Consider the following 15571-nt stretch of genomic DNA (forward strand, 5'->3'; position numbering starts at 1 on the left):
TTAATGCATGGACGCCGCCAGGCCTGAAGAGCTCGAGGCGCCGATGGACCCGCTCGATGTCGTCGAGCACGTCCTGACGGCCGAGAACCTGCCCTTCGACCGCACCGACGACGGCGACCTGGCCTTCGCCCTGGCCGGCGACTGGAAGGACTACGAGCTGTGGTTCGCCTGGCGGCCCGAAGGCGACTGCCTGCAACTGTGCTGCGCCCTGGACCTGCGCGCGCCCAAGAGCCGGCGCGGCGCGGCCTATGAACTGGTCGGCCTGATCAACCAGAAGGCCTGGATGGGTCATTTCGAGGTCTGGGCCGAGGACGGCGAGATCGTCTTCCGCCACGCCCTGGCCCTGCCGCACGGCGAGCGCCCGACGCTGGCCCAGGCCGCGTCCATGATCGACGCGGCCATCGAGGCGGCGGATCGCTACTACCCGGCCTTCGACTTCATGATCCGCGGCTCCAAGAAGCCCCAGGACGCGATCGCCGCCTGTCTGTTCGAGACCGTCGGCACGGCGTGAGCGTGGGCCGGCCCGTCATTCTGCTGGGCCACGGCCGGCTGGGCTCGGCCATCGTCGAGGGCTGGCTGTCGACCCAGACCCTTCGCCCTGCCGATCTGATCATTCTGGCGCGCAGCGACAGCCCCGCCCTGAGGGCCCTGTCCGCGCGCGGCGTGCGCGTGAACCCTGATGCCGCCGATCTGCCGGCCGACGCCGTGTGGGTTCTGGCCGTCAAGCCGAAGGTATGGCGCGTAGCCGTCGAGCCCTGGCGCGCCCATGTCGGGCCGCAAGCCGTGGTGTTGTCGGTCATGGCCGGCGTTTCCCTGAGCCAGACCGCCGAGCCGTTCGAGGCGCCCGTGGTGCGTGTCATGCCGACGACCGGCGTGGCGCAGGGCCAGGGGATCGCCTCAGCCTGGGCCGAGGACGAGCGCGGCTGGGCGGCGGCGCGCGCCCTGTTCCAGCCGATCGCCGATCTGGTCGAACTGTCGGGCGAGGACCGGATGGACGCCGCAACCGCCGTGGCCGGGTGCGGCCCGGCCTATGTGCTGGCGCTGGCGCAATCGATGGCGCGTGCTGGACAGGCGCAAGGGCTGACGGCCGAGGACGCCGACCGCCTGGCCCGCGGCGCCCTGCGCTCGGCCGCCGCCGTGCTGGACGGCGAAGGCGCGCTGGAAGAGATGATCGGCCGCATCGCCTCGCCGGGCGGCGTCACCGAGGCCGGACTGAAGGTCATGGCGGCGGGCGGCGCGCTCGACGACCTGGCCGCGCGAACGATCCAGGCCGCCGTCGACAAGGCGCGCGCGGTCTAGCGCGTAACGTAGCGCCCCGCCGCCAGGTTGGACGCCAGGCGGGAGAAGGCGCGGTCGGCGTCGGTCCAGGTGGAATAGCCGCGAACCTCCGCCAGATTGTGCGAATACCATGCGTAGCGGATCGGCTGCACCGAGCCGTCAGCGAGGGTCGCCTGCCCCTCTATGGTCGCCCCTCCGATGGATCGGCTGCGAAAGCCGTCCAGACCAGGAGTTCGCGACATCTGCTTGATGGTCGGACGGTTGGGTTTCAGCTCCGACAGCACCAGCTCGATCCGCGCGCCGTCCAGGGGCCCGTGGGACGCAAGGGCCCGCTGGACGGCCTCGCGCAGCCGTTCGGACTGTTGGGCGACTTCCCGCTCTCCCAGCCGCTCGGCCTGCTCTTGAAGCTTGGGGCCCCAAGTGACGGTGACGCTGTCGGGTTGGGCGCGCGCCACGCTCGTGACGGCCAGCAAGGCGGCCAGAGGGGCGGCGAAAGCGAGTGTACGCACAGCGCGTCTCCTTCATGCGATCCCTGTCCTGGCGAAAGATGGTCTCTTCGGACCGGATGCGCCAGAGGCCTCAGCCCGGCAGGCGCATCACCGCCTTCAGTCCGCCGAGGTCGCTGCGCCCCAGGCTGATGTCGCCGCCGTGGCCGCGCGCCACGTCCCGCGCGATGGCCAGCCCCAGGCCGACCCCCTTGCGGTTCTGATTGCGCGCCGCGTCCAGGCGCGAGAAGGGCCGGAAGGCCTCTTCGTGCATGTCGTCGGGGATGCCGGGTCCGTCGTCCTCGATCGCAATCTCCAGCCCGCCCGAGGTCAGGATGCGGGCGCTGAGCCGCACCTGCTCGCCATGCGACGCCGCATTGCCCGCCAGATTGGTCAGGGCGCGCTTCATCGCCAGGGGGCGGACCTGCGCGATCAGCTCGTCTGCGGCGCGGATCTCGACCTCGGCGCCGGCGCGGCGTGCGTCCTCGGCCACCGCCCCCAGCAGGGCTGCGATCTCGACTGGCTGCAGCGCCTCGCCCGCCTCGCCGCGGGCGAAGGCGAGGTACTCGTCGATCATGTGCTCCATCTCGTCCATGTCGGCGCGCATGGCGTCCTGGCGCTTGAAATGCGGAGCCAGGGCCAGCTCCAGACGCAGCCGGGTGAGCGGCGTGCGAAGGTCGTGGCTGACCGATGCGAGCAGCGCCGTGCGCTGGTCGATGTGTCGCTGGATGCGGTCGCGCATGGCCAGGAAGGCGGTCGCGGCGGCGCGAACTTCTCGGGCCCCGTGCGGCTTGAAACGCGGCACGGTCTCCCCGCGCCCGAAAGCCTCGGCCGCGTCGGCCAGCCGCTCGATGGCGCGCACCTGATTGCGGATGAACAGCACGGCGATGCCCATCAGCAGCAGAGTTGCGATCAGCAGCCACAGCACGAAGATGTGCGCCTGGGTCGCCACCGCCCGCTCGCGCGGGGCGATGATGCGCAACACTCCGCCTGGGGCCTCCACCCGGATGTCAATGTAGGCGGGATAGCGGGTCGTATCGAACCAGAAGGGTTGATCAAGCCGTGACTGAAGCGCCCGCTCGACCGCGCGATCAACCACGCCCAAAGCGCCGCGTCGCTGTTCCTCGGGCAGGGCGGCGCCCGGCTGAAGCGCGATCGACAGCGACAGGGTCCGTTCCGCCCGGCCTGCAATGAGAGACAGGTTTTCGGGCGTCGGGTCGTCGCCGTAGGTCTCGACCGCCCAGGCGATGTCGCCGGCCAGACCGTCCGACAGCCGAGCCGTCACCGTCTGCCAATGGGCGTCGAAGAAGGCCCAGGTCACCGCCACCTGCATGACCGCGACCGGCAGGACGATGATCAGCAGAGATCGGCCCCACAGCGAGGTCGGCAGCCGCCGCTTGAGGAAGCGCGGCCACAGATAGGCCGGCAGCAGCCTCACCGGCTCAGTCCGGGGCCAGCATGTAGCCGACGCCGCGCACGGTCTGGAGGTAGCGCGGATTCTTGGGGTCGCTCTCCAGCTTGCGGCGCAGGCGGGTCACCTGGACGTCAACCGCGCGGCCGGTGATGTCGGCCGTATCGGGCGACAGGCTCATGCGCTCGACCGGGGCGTGGGCGTGGATGGCCAGGGTCCTGAGCAACTGCGCCTCGGCCTCAGTCAGGCGCTGGGGCTTGCCGTCACGGGTCAGTTCCAGACGCTCCATGTCGAACACCACATCGCCCAGCTTGATCTCGCGCGGCGTCAGGGGCTTGCCGCCGGTTCGGCGCAGGATGGCGTCGATGCGCAGCGCCAGCTCGCGCGGATCGAACGGCTTGGACATGTAGTCGTCGGCGCCCCGCGACAGGCCCTCGATGCGGTCCTCGGCGTCGCCCTTGGCGGTCAGCAGCAGGATCGGCGTCTTGGAGGCCATCGCCTTCTCACGCACCCAGGTGGTCAGGTCGAAACCGGTCTCGCCCGGCATCATCACGTCCAGAACGATGAGGTCGAACTCGATCAGTTCAATCAGGCGCTTGGCCGCCGCCGCGTGGGCGGCGCCGGTGACGCGGTAGCCCTCGCGCGCCAGGAACTCCTTGAGCAGTTCGCGAATGCGGTCGTCGTCGTCCACGACCAACAGGTGACGACCGACACCGGGTCCGGCGACGGGCCCCGAACGGCCCGAGCCGCGCGAATCGGACGCGCTCATACGACCGCTCCGGCGTTGACGGACGTGTGAGGGCGGGGTCTAACCCCAGACCAGACGCAGGAGACGTTCTTCAATGGCCTTCGTTCCTTTCGACGATCGTGACGGTTGGATCTGGTTTGACGGTGATTTCGTGCCCTGGCGGGACGCGAAAACGCACGTTCTGACCCATGCCCTTCACTATGGCTCGTCGGTGTTCGAGGGTGAGCGTATGTACGGCGGCGAAATCTTCAAGCTGACGCCGCATTCGGAACGTCTGAAACGGTCGGCGGAACTGCTGGACTTCGAGCTTCCCTACAGCGTGGCCGAGATCGACGCCGCCTGCAAGGAAACCTGCGCCAAGATGGGCCTTTCGGACTGTTACGTCCGTCCGGTCGCCTTCCTGGGCGCCGAACAGGTCAGCGTGACGGCCAAGAATTCCAAGGCCCACGTCGCCATCGCTGCCTGGGAGTGGCCCAGCTATTTCGACCCCGAGGTCAAGGCGCGCGGCATTCGTCTGGAGTGGGCCAAGTGGCGCCGCCCCGACCCCGCCACCGCCCCCTCGGCGGCCAAGGCGGCGGGCCTGTACATGATCTGCACCATGTCCAAGACAGCGGCCGAGAAGCGCGGCTTCGCCGACGCCATGATGCTGGACTGGCGCGGCTATGTCGCCGAGGCGACCGGCGCCAACGTCTTCTTCGTGCAGGACGGCGTGCTGCACACCCCGCCGATCGACGCCATCCTGGACGGCATTACGCGCCAGACCGTGATCGAGATGGCCAAGGCCAAGGGCATCGACGTGGTTGTGCGCCACATCCGCCCCGAGGAGTTGTCGGACTTCAGCGAATGCTTCCTGACCGGCACGGCCGCCGAGGTCACGCCCGTCAGCGAGATCGGCGACTACCGTTTCAGCCCGGGCGCGCTCAGCCTGGGCCTGATGGAGGACTACGGCCGCCTTGTGCGCCGTCAGCTTTGATCGGCCAATAATCCGCTTGCAGGCGGCCCTGGCCTGGCGTTCAACGGGCCTCTAGGGGAGCCGTCCGCATGTTCAGCCTGCTCAATCTTCAGAGCCTTCTCGGCCTGGCCGTGATCGTCGCCGTGTGCTGGGCGATGTCGGAGAACCGGCGCGTCTTTCCGTGGCGGCTGGCGATCGGGGCGGTGGCGGTTCAGGCGCTGATCGTGCTGGGACTGTTCGCCATTCCCGGCTCGCAAGTCGTGCTGGCGGCCGTGACCGGGGCGGTGGACGGCCTAGCCCAGGCGACCAGCCGCGGGACGCAGTTCGTGTTCGGCTATCTGGCCGGCGGCGACCAGCCCTATGAGGTGACCAACGACGGCGCCCTGTTCACCTTCGCGTTTCAGGTGCTGCCGCTGATCCTGGTGATCTCGGCCCTGTCGGCCCTGCTGTGGCACTGGAAGATACTGAAGTGGATCACCCTGGGCTTCGGCCTGCTGTTCCAGAGAACCATGGGCCTGGGCGGCGCTTCGGCCCTGGCGGTGGCGGCCAATATCTTCCTGGGCATGATTGAAAGCCCGCTGGTGATCCGGGCCTATCTGGACAAGCTGACCCGGTCGGAACTGTTTCTTATGATGGTGGTCGGGCTGGCCACCGTCGCCGGCTCGACCATGGTGGCCTATGCGACCATCCTGGGCCCGGTGTTGCCCAATGCGGCGGGCCACGTTCTAGTGGCCTCCATAGTGTCTGCGCCGGCGGGCGTTCTGCTGGCTCGCGTCATGGTGCCGGAAAAGCCGGGCGGAGGCGGCGCGCACGCCGACTACAGCTCGGGCTTGAAGTACGACAGCGCCGTCGACGCCATCGTCAAGGGCACGTCCGACGGCCTGATGGTGGTGCTGAACATTTCGGCGGTGCTGATCGTCTTCGTCGGCCTGGTGGCCCTGGTGAATGTCATGCTGGGCGGCTTCTGGCTGTTCGACGGCCCGGTGACGGTCGAGCGGCTGCTGGGCTGGATCTTCATGCCGATCGCCTGGCTGACGGGGGTGGAATGGTCCGAGGCGGGCCGCGCCGGCTGGTTGCTGGGCGTGAAACTGACCCTGACGGAGTTCGTGGCCTTCATCGAACTGGGCAAGGTGCCGCCCGCCGAGATGAGCGAGCGGACCCGCATGCTGATGACCTATGCCCTGTGCGGCTTCGCCAACATCGGCTCGGTCGGCATTACGGTGACCGGGCTGTCGGTGCTGATCCCCGAGCGCCGCGCCGAGGTGCTGAGCTTGGTGGGGAAGGCGCTGTTTGCGGGATTCGTCTCCACCTTGATGGCCGCCTGCATCGTGGGGGTCTTGCCCGCCGCAGTGTTTGGGCAATAAGTCTCTGTGACCTACGGAGGTCGGCGTTGAAGCTCTACACCTCTCGCCTCGCGCCCAATCCGCGCCGCGTGCGCTGGGTTCTGGCCGAAAAGGCCGTGACGGACATCGAGATCGTCGAGATCGATCTTCTGGCTGGCGAGCACCGCACGCCCGAATATCGCGCCCGCGTCGGCGCGCCTCACGTGCCAGCCCTGGAATTGGACGACGGAACCTGCGTGTCGGAATCCATCGCCATCTGCCGCTATATTGAGGCGATCTATCCCGAGCCCAACCTGTTTGGCCGCGATGCGCGCGAACAGGCGATCATCGAAATGTGGACCCGCCGGTGCGAACTCTACCTGGCCAATCCGCTGATGCTGACGGTGCGTCACAGCCACCCCGCCCTGGCGGCGCTGGAGGCGCCGCAGCCGCAGATCGCCGACTATAATCGCGCGGGCGCTGAACGCTTCATGAAGACGCTTGACCGCCGCTTGGCGGACACCGAGTTCGTCGCCGCCGACCGTTTCACCATGGCCGACATCGTGGCCGTGACCGGCCTGGAGTTCGGCCGGCTGATCAAATACCGGCCGCCTCAGGAACTGACGCATCTCGCTCGCTGGCGGGACGCCTGCTTGAGCCGCGAGGCGGCTGCGGCTGGCGGCTGACAGAGCCCGACGCGCCTCTCGGTCAGCTTTCGAAAATCGGCTGAAAGCCGCCCCACATCATGCGCTTGCCGTCGAAGGGCATGTCCATGTCCGAGAAGTCGGGGTCGCTCTGCATCTTCTCCCAGCAGGCATCGGCGGTGGCGCGGTCTGGCCATGTAAGCCAGGAGAAGACCACGGCCTCCCCGTCTTCCAGCTTTACGGCCAGATCGAACCCGGTGACCTTGCCGGGAGGAATGTCCTCGCCCCAGGTCTCGACCTGCTCGAGGCAGCCGTATTTTTGGAACAGCGGCCAGGACTTCTTCGCCGAGGCGATGTAGCGGTCCTTGTCGACGATCTTCACGGGGGTCAGGAAGCCGGTGATGTAGGACATGTTAGTTCTCCTTCGGAGGTTGAGACCGCTGCTCGCCTCGCGGGGGTTCGCGACTTGAGGGGCAAGGGCGGCAGGGTCGGCGGTTCGGGAAGTATCCGCCTTGGTTCGACGCGACAGTCAGCCTGATTTATCGGCCGCAGCCTCCAGGGCGGCGATGTCGATCTTCCCCATCGTCATCATGGCCTCAAAGGCGGCCTTGGTGCGGGCGGGTTTCGGATCGGCGTAGAAGTCGAGCAGGCGGCGCGGCGTGATCTGCCAGTTGACGCCCCAGCGGTCCTTGCACCAGCCGCACTGGCTTTCCTGGCCGCCGTTTCCCACGATGGCGTTCCACAGGCGGTCGGTCTCGGCCTGGTCGTCGGTGACGACCATGAAGGACACGGCTTCAGTCTGCGGGAACATCGGCCCGCCGTTCAGGCCGACGTAGCGCCGACCGGCGAGGGTGAACTCGACGACCAGCTCTTCGCCCTCGGCCGCCGATGGGTTGTCGGACGGCGCCTTCCAGGCGTCCTCCACGCGGCTGTCTGGCAGACCGAGAGAGACATAGAACTCGGCCGCCTGTCGCGCCTGACCTTTGTCGTACCAGATGCAGGGAAGGATCTTGTCGCTCATGACGGCGTCTCCTGATTGGTGTTGACCATCCAGTCCTTGCCGAAGCGGTCGCGCACCATGCCGAAACCGGACGTCCACGAGGTCGGACCGAAAGGCATCTGGACGGTTCCGCCATCGGCCAGTCGGTCGAAGACGCAACGGGCTTGGTCGGCTGTGTCGAAGTGCAGGGCGACCGAGCCTTCGCCGGGTCGGGTCCCGCTTGCTTGGCCGTCAGCGCAGACGCCCGGCGGACTGTCGGAGCCCATGATGGCCTGGTCGCCGATCTGCAGCCATGCGTGTGCGACCCTGTCTTTCCAGTCGTCTCCGACCGGAGCATCGGGCATGTCGGCGAAGGTGATCAAATGAAGCTGATCCGCGCCAAGAATATCCGCATAGGCGGTGAAGGCTTCACGCGCCTGAGTTTCGAACATGAGATTGGGGGTGACCTTCATGAGGCCTGCTCCAGACGCAGCGCTACCTCGGCGAGTTGATCGGCCGCCTGACCCCAGCCCTGTTCGAACCCCATGTCGCGATGTGCGCTCACGGCCTTGTCGTCCCAGTGGCGGGCCCGCGCGATATAGCGCGTGCCCTCGCCTTCAGGCTCGAACGTGTCGATGCGCACGAAGTTCATGTCGCCGGACTGTGGAATCCAGCCCTCGGTCAAGGCGCCGGTGGTGACCAGCCGACGGCCGGGATCGACCTCCAGCACCACCCCGCGATAGGCGTGGCGTTCGCCCTCAGGCGACTGCATCGTCACATCGGCGCGGCCGCCGGCGCGCAGGTCGTAATCGACGCTGGGCGTGGTCCAGGGACGGGGGGTGAACCACTCCTCGGCGTGCTCGACATAGGCCCTCCACACGGTTTCCGGCCTGGCGGCGATGAAGCGGCTGACGCTCAGTTCATGGGACGTGCTCATGGCGATCACGCAGGTTGTGGTTCTGCGTAGGCTTCCGGACCAGCTGCGGCGGCCGCCGGGTCCATCCACATGATTTCCCAGATGTGGCCGTCGGGGTCGGCGAAGGAGCGGCCGTACATGAAGCCGTAGTCCTGGACCGGCGTGGGGTCGATCGCCCCGCCCGCCTGGCGGGCGCGCCCGGCCACGGCGTCGACAGCTTCGCGGCTGTCCTCGGAGACGCAGATCAGCACCTGGGCGCTCTTGTGCGCGTCGGGGATGGCGCGGTCGGTGAAGGTGCGCCACTTGTCATGCGTCAGCAACATGGCGTGGATGGTGTCGGAGAACACCATGCAGGCGGCGGTGTCGTCGGAGAACATCGGGTTCTTCGTTGCGCCGACGGCCTCGTAAAAGGCGACGGCGCGACGCAGGTCGGCGACGGGCAGATTGACGAAAATCATTTTGGACATCGGGCGTCTCCCTCATGGACGCTGGACGTTTTGCGCTCATGAGTTATGATAGTCAACTATGAAGTTAGAAAAAGTAACCACCAGGTCGGACGGGCGATCCTCCAAGCGCTACCACGACGCGTGCGGGGCGGCGCACGGCCTGGATCTAGTGGGAGAGCGGTGGGCGCTGCTGGTGATCCGAGAGCTGATGATGGGGCCGCGCCGGTTCAGCGATCTGCGCGGCGACCTGTGCGGCCTTTCGGCCAATGTCCTCACCCAGCGGCTGGAGGGGCTGGAGGCCTCGGGCGTGGTCCGGCGGCGCAAGCTGCCGCCCCCCGCCTCGGTCCAGGTCTATGAACTGACCGACTGGGGCTATGAGATCGAACCGGTCTTCATGGTGCTGGGCGGCTGGGCGGCGCGCTCGCCGCGACATGATCCGACCCTGCCGATCAGCGCGGTATCGGTGATGCTGTCTTTCAAGACGATGTTCGACCCTGCGCGAGCCAAGGGCGTCGACGTCTCGGTCGGCTTCGTCATGGGCGACGATCATTTCGTGGTTCGGATAAAGAAGGGCGTGCTGAAGGCCCGCCGTGGCGAGACTGACGCCTGCGACGTCGTGGTGCGCGCCATGCCGTCTGCGGTGGCGGCGGCCGTTTACGGCAAGGCGCCGATCGCTGAATTGGAAGCCGCAGGCCAGATGCGGGTCGAAGGCGAGGCCTCCGTTTTCGCCCGGTTCATCGACTTCTTCCATCTGCCGGAGAAAGCGGCCTCGCCGCAGGCCTGAAGGCCGCCTTCTTTCCGGTCGTTCGGTCAGCTGTCCAGGAAGGAGCGCAGCTTGCGGCTGCGGCTGGGGTGTTTCAGCTTGCGCAGCGCCTTGGCCTCGATCTGGCGGATGCGTTCGCGGGTCACCGAGAACTGCTGGCCGACCTCTTCCAGGGTGTGGTCGGTGTTCATGCCGATGCCGAAGCGCATGCGCAGCACCCGCTCCTCACGCGGTGTCAGCGACGCCAGCACGCGGGTCGTGGTCTCGCGCAGGTTCGATTGAATCGCGGCGTCGATCGGCAGGACGGCGTTCTTGTCCTCGATGAAGTCGCCGAGGTGGCTGTCTTCCTCGTCGCCGATCGGGGTTTCGAGCGAGATCGGCTCCTTGGCGATCTTGAGGACCTTGCGGACCTTCTCCAGCGGCATGGCCAGGCGCTCGGCCAGCTCTTCCGGCGTCGCCTCGCGGCCGATCTCGTGGAGCATCTGGCGCTGGGTGCGCACGATCTTGTTGATCGTTTCGATCATGTGCACGGGAATGCGGATGGTGCGCGCCTGGTCGGCGATCGAGCGGGTAATGGCCTGACGGATCCACCAGGTGGCGTAGGTCGAGAACTTGTAGCCGCGACGGTACTCAAACTTGTCGACCGCCTTCATCAGACCGATGTTGCCTTCCTGGATGAGGTCCAGGAACTGCAGGCCGCGGTTGGTGTATTTCTTGGCGATGGAGATCACGAGGCGCAGGTTGGCCTCGACCATTTCCTTCTTCGCCTGACGGGCCTCGCGCTCGCCCTTCTGGACGGTCTGGACGATGCGGCGATAGTCGTCGATCGGCAGGCCGGCCTCGGTGGCGACAGCGGCGACCTTGCTGCGGATGTCGGCGATCTGGGCGGCTTCGTTTTCGCTGAACTTGGTCCAGCGCACGCCCATGTCCTTGATCTGCTCGCTCCAGTTCGGATCCAGCTCCGAGCCGAAATAGGCCTTGAGGAATTCGGGCCGCGAAATACCGTAGCTGTCGGCCAGGCGCAGCAGGCGGCCTTCCAGCCCGATCAGGCGTTTGTTGATGGCGTACAGCTGCTCGACCAGCGCCTCGATGCGGTTGTTGTTCAGCTTCATCGTCTTCAGACGATCGCTGATGGCTGCGGTCAGGGTCTCGTAGGCCTTCTGATCCTTGGCGGTAAGGATCTCGCCCTTCAGGCGCGCCTCGACCAGCTTGTCCTGCAGCTTGCGGAAGCCGCCGAAATCGGCCGCGATGGCGTTCAGGACCTCCATGACGCCGTCGCGCAGCTCAGCCTCAAGCGCCGAGATCGACATGCCGCCGCCGTCGTCGAAGTCGTCCTCGTCGTCCTCGTCCTCAAGGCCGCGTTCGTCGGTCTCGCCGGCGGCCGCGGCCGCTTCTTCCTTTTCCTTCTGCGCCGCATCCTGATTGTGGGGCAGGGAGGCGGGGTTCAGCACCCCATAGGTCGCATCCAGGTCGATGACCTCGCGCAGCAGGATGCGGTTGTTCTCGAGCTCTTCGCGCCAGACCATGATGGCCTCGAACGTCAGGGCGCTTTCGCACAGGCCCGAGATCATGGCGTCGCGGCCGGCCTCGATGCGCTTGGCGATGGCGATTTCGCCCTCGCGGCTCAGCAGTTCGACCGAGCCCATTTCGCGCAGGTACATGCGCACCGGGTCGTCGGTGCGGTCGTAGGCGGCCTTGGCGGGGGTCTCGGCTACGGCGGTTTCGGCGGCGGCGGCCACTTCCGTGCTCTGAGACTCGGCGGCCTCTTCCTCGTCTTGGACGACGTTGACACCCATTTCGGACAGCATGGCCAGGGTGTCTTCGATGGCGTCGCCGCTGACTTCCTCGCTGTTGAGGACCTTGTTCAGCTCTTCCATCGTCACATAGCCGCGCGTCTTGGCCTGTTTGATGAATTTTTTGACGGCGGCGTCGGTCAGATCGAGCAGGGGCCCGTCAGTGGCGGCTTCGGTTTCCTGCGTCTCGGTCTGCGCGTTCATTCAGTTCAGTCTCCAGGTGGAGGGCTGATCAGGCCCGCCGCCAATACAAACGTGTGGCGAGGTCGTTGGTTACGAACTCGAGCTGTCTTCCCAAATTTCTCCGGTCTTAATCGCACGACGCAACGCATCCCGCTCGGCCTTCAGCCGGCGGAACACCTCGTCCTGCCCCGGCACGCTGCGCGCCGACGACAGAGCGTCTTCCAGGGCGGCGACACGAATCAACGCATCATACGCCTGCGACCATCGGATCCTCGCCTCGCCGAGGGGCTTGTCTGCAGCCAGGAATGGCGCGCCGGACTTCGCCGCCGCCTTCTCGACCTCGCGCATCAAGGCGTCATGACCCGATTGCGCCAGATGGCGTCGCAGGGCCGCAGAGTCAAGGCTCTGGCCCGAGAAGCGCAGCCGCACCAGCTCCTGCGCCAGCCCGTCCAGCGCCGGGTCGCCGAAGCCGTGAGAGGCTATGGCCTCCAGATGATCGTCCATCCGCTCGGGGTCGTCGATGGCTCCGTGCGCCAGGGCGGCGGGCACTGGCTCGATCGCGCGCGACAGGGACTGCATGGCCTGGGCCCCCTCGGCCGTCTGGCCCAGCACAGGCGGCGGCCCGAACCGGCCGCGTCCGCCGCCCTGACCGGGCGTCCAGGGGGCGCGCTGCGGCGCGGCGCGCGGGAACAGGGTGTCGAACCGTTCGAACAGGTCGCGGCGGTATTGCTCGGCCAGGTCCTTGTCCTGCACGGCGTTGGCCGCCTGACGCAGACGGCCCTTCAGCCCGGCCTTGCGCTCAGGCGTGTCCAGCGGTTCGGCTTCGGCCTCGCGGCGGAACAGGACCTCGGCGAAGGGACGCGTGTCCGACAGCGCCTGGCGCAGCGCCGGGGCGCCCTTGTCGCGCAGGATATCGTCCGGGTCCTGGCCGGCCTCCAGTAGGGTGAAGCGGAACGACCGGCCGGATTTTAGCAGCGGCAGGGCGCGTTCGACCGCGCGATAGGCCGCGCGTCGCCCCGCCGCATCGCCGTCGAAACACAGCACCGGCTCGGCCGAGACACGCCACAGACGCTCCATCTGCTCCTCGGTCAGGGCCGTGCCCATCGGCGCGACGGCCGGCAGGCCCGCCCGCTGGCAGGCGATGACGTCCATATAGCCTTCGACCACGACGATGCCCTGCTCGCCCTTGGCCTCGGCCCCCAGGATGCGCCGCGCCTCGGGCAGGCCGTAAAGGGTCGCGCCCTTGTGGAAGAGGGGGCTCTCGGGGCCGTTCAGATATTTGGCGCGGTCGTCGGGGTTCATGGCGCGGCCGCCAAACGAGACGATGCGGCCCCGCGCGTCCAGGATCGGGAACATCAGCCGGTCGCGGAACCGATCATACGGCTGGCCGCCGCCCTCAGGCGCGATCAGCAGGCCCGCGTCGACCAGATCGCCGGGTCGTGCGCCGCGCTGGATCAGCGCCTGCTTCAACCCCTCGCGGTCGTTGGGCGCATAGCCCAGGCCGAACCGCTCCCACTGATCCTCGGGCAGGCCGCGCCGCTCCAGATACTCTCGCGTCGCCTTGCCGGTGGTCCGGCGCAGGTTGGCGGCGAACCACTTCTGGGCCAGATCCATCCAGTCGGTCAGACCCTGGCGCTTCTGCTCGCGTTCGGCGGCGCGCGGGTCCTCGGCCGGCAGGGCCATGCCGGCCTCAGCGGCCAGCCGCTCGACCGCCTCGACGAAGCTCAGCCGCTCTGTCTCCTGCAGGAAGCTGATGACGTCGCCGTGCTTGCCCGACGAGAAGTCGTGGAAGAAGCCCTTGTCGTCATTGACGAAAAACGACGGCGACTTCTCTTTGGTGAAGGGGCTGAGGCCGACGTATTCGCGCCCCTGACGCTTGAGCTTCACCGTCCGTCCGATGACGTCGGACGGCCGAAGGCGGGCCTTCAGTTCCTCAATGAAGCGATCGTCGAAGCGCACCTCACAGCCTTAGCGAGGGCGGCCTCATCAAGCGAGAGCCCCAGATGATTCACCCCCGGCGCTCCACCGCCACGTTAAGACAATATTAACCATAATGGCCGGATCGGGGCGCTAAGGCGCTGATTAGAGATGACATTTTTCGGTCACTGAGCGGAACTATCCACAAGGCCTGTGGTTAACTGGCCATGAGCCGCCGGGCGCAGAAGCGCCGCTCGTTTTCACCGAAAGATTCAGATGTTCATCACCATCGCCCGTCGGGCGGTGGAGCCCAGAGGCCCCGACGCCGTCGCCGTCCCCGGCTCTCCCGCCATCGCCGAACTGACCCCGCGCGCCCTGCATGCGCGCCTGCTCGACAACGCCGCCGCACGCAGACGTCGCGGCATGGAGCGTCGCCTGTCTCAACGACTGGACGATGCGGCCTACTGGATTTCCGCCGCACCGGTGGCGGTGCGCAAGGCGTGCGAGTTGCGCACGCAAACGCCGCTGGCGACCCTGCCCTGAGGCGGATCAGGCCCTCATGAAGTCCGAGAAACGGTTGAACAGATAGAGACTGTCCGTCGGCCCGGGCGAGGCCTCGGGGTGGTGCTGCACGCTGAAGACGGGCCGGTCCTTCAGGGCGATGCCGCAGTTGGTGCCGTCGAACAGGCTGACGTGGGTCTCCATAACCGCCTCGGGCAGGCTGTCGCGATCGACCGCGAAGCCGTGGTTCATCGACACGATCTCGACCTTGCCGGTGGTCAGGTCCTTGACCGGATGGTTCGCGCCATGGTGGCCCTGATCCATTTTCACCGTCTTAGCGCCCAGAGCCAAGGCCAGCATTTGGTGGCCCAGGCAGATGCCCATGATCGGCTTGCCGCTGTCGACCAGCTTCCTGATCTCGGGCACGGCGTAGGCGCCGGTGGCGGCCGGGTCGCCCGGACCGTTGGACAGGATCACCCCATCGGGATTGCGCGCCAGGATGTCCTCGGCCGAGGTGGTCGCCGGCACCACCGTCACCTGGGCGCCGGTCGAGGCGATGGCGCGCAGGATGTTGCGCTTCACGCCGTAGTCGATGACCACCACCGACTTGTCGGCGGCGTCGACGCGGGGATAGCCCTGGGGCCAGTCCCACACGCCCTCGCTCCAGTCGAACGACTGCAGGGTCGAGGCGTCCTTGGCCAGGTCCAGCCCGACCAGCCCGGTCCAGGCGCGCGCCTGGGCGACCAGAGCGTCCAGGTCGAAGGCGCCGTTGGGGTCGTGAGCGATGACGGCATGCGGCGCGCCGGCGTCGCGGATGCGCTGGGTCAGGGCGCGGGTGTCCACGCCGGCCAGACCGACGACGCCGCGCCGCTTCATCCAGCCGTCCAGGTCGCCCCCCGAACGCCAGTTGGCCGGATCGGTCGGCGCGTCGCGGAAGATCGCGCCGCGCGCCGAGGTGCCGGAGCCGTCGCCCATCTGCTCGATGTCTTCGACGTTGACGCCAACGTTGCCGACGTGGGGAAAGGTGAAGGCCAGGATCTGGCTCATGTAGGACGGGTCGGTCAGGATTTCCTGATAGCCGGTCATCGCCGTATTGAAGACGACCTCGCCTAGCGCCGATCCGACGGCGCCGCAGCCGATGCCCTGAAAGATCGTGCCGTCGGCCAGGGCCAGCACGCCCGTCGCGCCGGGGAGAAGCTTCTGCGTCATGACGATCTCCTTGGCGCCGGATTC

The 15571-nt window shown here is 67.3% G+C and carries 18 protein-coding genes; 7 read left to right on the forward strand and 11 right to left on the reverse strand.

The features are described 5' to 3' along the window. The first annotated feature begins 7 nt into the window (after positions 1-7). Both E4M01_RS03950 and E4M01_RS03955 read left to right on the forward strand, forming a co-directional pair. Positions 8-511 (forward strand): YbjN domain-containing protein, encoded by a 504-nt coding sequence (locus E4M01_RS03950; protein ID WP_135062136.1) that lies wholly within the window; start codon positions 8-10, stop codon positions 509-511. Positions 512-513: 2 nt separating this feature from the next. Further along, positions 514-1299: a pyrroline-5-carboxylate reductase gene (locus E4M01_RS03955; RefSeq protein WP_135062135.1), complete on the forward strand. Its 786-nt coding sequence runs from the start codon at positions 514-516 to the stop codon at positions 1297-1299. On the opposite strand, the gene E4M01_RS03960 is transcribed toward E4M01_RS03955, so the two are convergent. From E4M01_RS03960 to E4M01_RS03970, 3 genes are all read right to left on the reverse strand, one after another. Next, positions 1296-1787: a hypothetical protein gene (locus tag E4M01_RS03960; protein ID WP_135062134.1), complete on the reverse strand. Its 492-nt coding sequence runs from the start codon at positions 1785-1787 to the stop codon at positions 1296-1298. The genes E4M01_RS03955 and E4M01_RS03960 overlap by 4 nt on opposite strands. Before the next feature lie 70 nt (positions 1788-1857). After that, on the reverse strand, positions 1858-3201 hold the full coding sequence (locus tag E4M01_RS03965; RefSeq protein ID WP_135062133.1) for an ATP-binding protein: 1344 nt from the start codon (positions 3199-3201) through the stop codon (positions 1858-1860). Positions 3202-3205: 4 nt separating this feature from the next. Further along, positions 3206-3943, reverse strand: a complete 738-nt coding sequence (locus E4M01_RS03970) for a response regulator (RefSeq protein WP_135062132.1) — start codon at positions 3941-3943, stop codon at positions 3206-3208. A 73-nt stretch (positions 3944-4016) separates the two neighbouring features. Between E4M01_RS03970 and E4M01_RS03975 the strand changes: the two genes are divergently transcribed. The 3 genes from E4M01_RS03975 (at position 4017) to E4M01_RS03985 (ending at position 6882) form a co-directional block, all read left to right on the forward strand. Next, on the forward strand, positions 4017-4895 hold the full coding sequence (locus E4M01_RS03975) for a branched-chain amino acid aminotransferase (protein ID WP_135062131.1): 879 nt from the start codon (positions 4017-4019) through the stop codon (positions 4893-4895). A gap of 68 nt (positions 4896-4963) precedes the next feature. Further along, positions 4964-6238, forward strand: a complete 1275-nt coding sequence (locus E4M01_RS03980; RefSeq protein WP_135062130.1) for a NupC/NupG family nucleoside CNT transporter — start codon at positions 4964-4966, stop codon at positions 6236-6238. 26 nt (positions 6239-6264) lie between these two features. Further along, positions 6265-6882 (forward strand): glutathione S-transferase family protein, encoded by a 618-nt coding sequence (locus tag E4M01_RS03985; RefSeq protein WP_135062129.1) that lies wholly within the window; start codon positions 6265-6267, stop codon positions 6880-6882. Positions 6883-6904: 22 nt separating this feature from the next. Here E4M01_RS03985 and E4M01_RS03990 read toward each other — a convergent pair whose 3' ends face one another. The 5 genes from E4M01_RS03990 to E4M01_RS04010 form a co-directional block, all read right to left on the reverse strand. Further along, entirely contained in the window at positions 6905-7252 is a 348-nt protein-coding gene (locus E4M01_RS03990) for a DUF1428 domain-containing protein (RefSeq protein WP_135062128.1), read from the reverse strand. Between the two features lie 117 nt (positions 7253-7369). Beyond that, positions 7370-7861: a VOC family protein gene (locus tag E4M01_RS03995; protein WP_135062127.1), complete on the reverse strand. Its 492-nt coding sequence runs from the start codon at positions 7859-7861 to the stop codon at positions 7370-7372. Further along, positions 7858-8292, reverse strand: a complete 435-nt coding sequence (locus tag E4M01_RS04000; RefSeq protein WP_135062126.1) for a VOC family protein — start codon at positions 8290-8292, stop codon at positions 7858-7860. The genes E4M01_RS03995 and E4M01_RS04000 overlap by 4 nt, the downstream gene beginning before the upstream one ends. Continuing rightward, positions 8289-8756 carry an SRPBCC family protein gene (locus tag E4M01_RS04005; RefSeq protein ID WP_135062125.1) on the reverse strand — a complete coding sequence of 156 codons (468 nt, stop codon included), beginning with the start codon at positions 8754-8756 and terminating at the stop codon, positions 8289-8291. The genes E4M01_RS04000 and E4M01_RS04005 overlap by 4 nt, the downstream gene beginning before the upstream one ends. 5 nt (positions 8757-8761) lie before the next feature. Next, positions 8762-9202 carry a VOC family protein gene (locus E4M01_RS04010; RefSeq protein ID WP_135062124.1) on the reverse strand — a complete coding sequence of 147 codons (441 nt, stop codon included), beginning with the start codon at positions 9200-9202 and terminating at the stop codon, positions 8762-8764. Positions 9203-9260: 58 nt separating this feature from the next. Here E4M01_RS04010 and E4M01_RS04015 point away from each other — a divergent pair, with 58 nt between their 5' ends. Further along, positions 9261-9965, forward strand: coding sequence for a winged helix-turn-helix transcriptional regulator (locus E4M01_RS04015; RefSeq protein WP_135062123.1), 705 nt, complete (start codon positions 9261-9263; stop codon positions 9963-9965). A gap of 26 nt (positions 9966-9991) precedes the next feature. On the opposite strand, the gene rpoD is transcribed toward E4M01_RS04015, so the two are convergent. After that, a complete protein-coding gene (gene rpoD, locus E4M01_RS04020; protein ID WP_135062122.1) occupies positions 9992-11941 on the reverse strand; it encodes an RNA polymerase sigma factor RpoD in 1950 nt (649 codons plus the stop codon). Between the two features lie 69 nt (positions 11942-12010). Then, the gene (dnaG, locus tag E4M01_RS04025; protein ID WP_135062121.1) at positions 12011-13879 is read right to left on the reverse strand and encodes a DNA primase; all 1869 of its coding nucleotides are present in this window, start codon (positions 13877-13879) and stop codon (positions 12011-12013) included. A 234-nt stretch (positions 13880-14113) separates the two neighbouring features. On the opposite strand from dnaG, the gene E4M01_RS04030 reads away from it, so the two are divergent. Beyond that, positions 14114-14380, forward strand: a complete 267-nt coding sequence (locus tag E4M01_RS04030; RefSeq protein ID WP_135062120.1) for a hypothetical protein — start codon at positions 14114-14116, stop codon at positions 14378-14380. Between the two features lie 6 nt (positions 14381-14386). On the opposite strand, the gene carA is transcribed toward E4M01_RS04030, so the two are convergent. Continuing rightward, complete coding sequence (carA, locus tag E4M01_RS04035) at positions 14387-15547, reverse strand: glutamine-hydrolyzing carbamoyl-phosphate synthase small subunit (RefSeq protein ID WP_135062119.1); 1161 nt, start codon at positions 15545-15547, stop codon at positions 14387-14389. Positions 15548-15571: the final 24 nt, after the last annotated feature.

The sequence above is a fragment of the Brevundimonas sp. MF30-B genome (assembly GCF_004683885.1).
Classification (GTDB): Bacteria; Pseudomonadota; Alphaproteobacteria; order Caulobacterales; family Caulobacteraceae; genus Brevundimonas.

What these genes read in the sequence shown, in the direction of transcription:
- E4M01_RS03950 (WP_135062136.1), top strand. Translation starts at nt 8, where the DNA reads ATGGACGCCGCCAGGCCTGAAGAGCTCGAGGCGCCGATGGACCCGCTC.
- E4M01_RS03970 (WP_135062132.1), bottom strand. Translation starts at nt 3,943, where the DNA reads ATGAGCGCGTCCGATTCGCGCGGCTCGGGCCGTTCGGGGCCCGTCGCC.
- E4M01_RS03975 (WP_135062131.1), top strand. Translation starts at nt 4,017, where the DNA reads ATGGCCTTCGTTCCTTTCGACGATCGTGACGGTTGGATCTGGTTTGAC.
- E4M01_RS03980 (WP_135062130.1), top strand. Translation starts at nt 4,964, where the DNA reads ATGTTCAGCCTGCTCAATCTTCAGAGCCTTCTCGGCCTGGCCGTGATC.
- E4M01_RS03990 (WP_135062128.1), bottom strand. Translation starts at nt 7,252, where the DNA reads ATGTCCTACATCACCGGCTTCCTGACCCCCGTGAAGATCGTCGACAAG.
- E4M01_RS03995 (WP_135062127.1), bottom strand. Translation starts at nt 7,861, where the DNA reads ATGAGCGACAAGATCCTTCCCTGCATCTGGTACGACAAAGGTCAGGCG.
- E4M01_RS04000 (WP_135062126.1), bottom strand. Translation starts at nt 8,292, where the DNA reads ATGAAGGTCACCCCCAATCTCATGTTCGAAACTCAGGCGCGTGAAGCC.
- E4M01_RS04005 (WP_135062125.1), bottom strand. Translation starts at nt 8,756, where the DNA reads ATGAGCACGTCCCATGAACTGAGCGTCAGCCGCTTCATCGCCGCCAGG.
- E4M01_RS04010 (WP_135062124.1), bottom strand. Translation starts at nt 9,202, where the DNA reads ATGTCCAAAATGATTTTCGTCAATCTGCCCGTCGCCGACCTGCGTCGC.
- E4M01_RS04015 (WP_135062123.1), top strand. Translation starts at nt 9,261, where the DNA reads ATGAAGTTAGAAAAAGTAACCACCAGGTCGGACGGGCGATCCTCCAAG.
- rpoD (WP_135062122.1), bottom strand. Translation starts at nt 11,941, where the DNA reads ATGAACGCGCAGACCGAGACGCAGGAAACCGAAGCCGCCACTGACGGG.
- E4M01_RS04030 (WP_135062120.1), top strand. Translation starts at nt 14,114, where the DNA reads ATGTTCATCACCATCGCCCGTCGGGCGGTGGAGCCCAGAGGCCCCGAC.
- carA (WP_135062119.1), bottom strand. Translation starts at nt 15,547, where the DNA reads ATGACGCAGAAGCTTCTCCCCGGCGCGACGGGCGTGCTGGCCCTGGCC.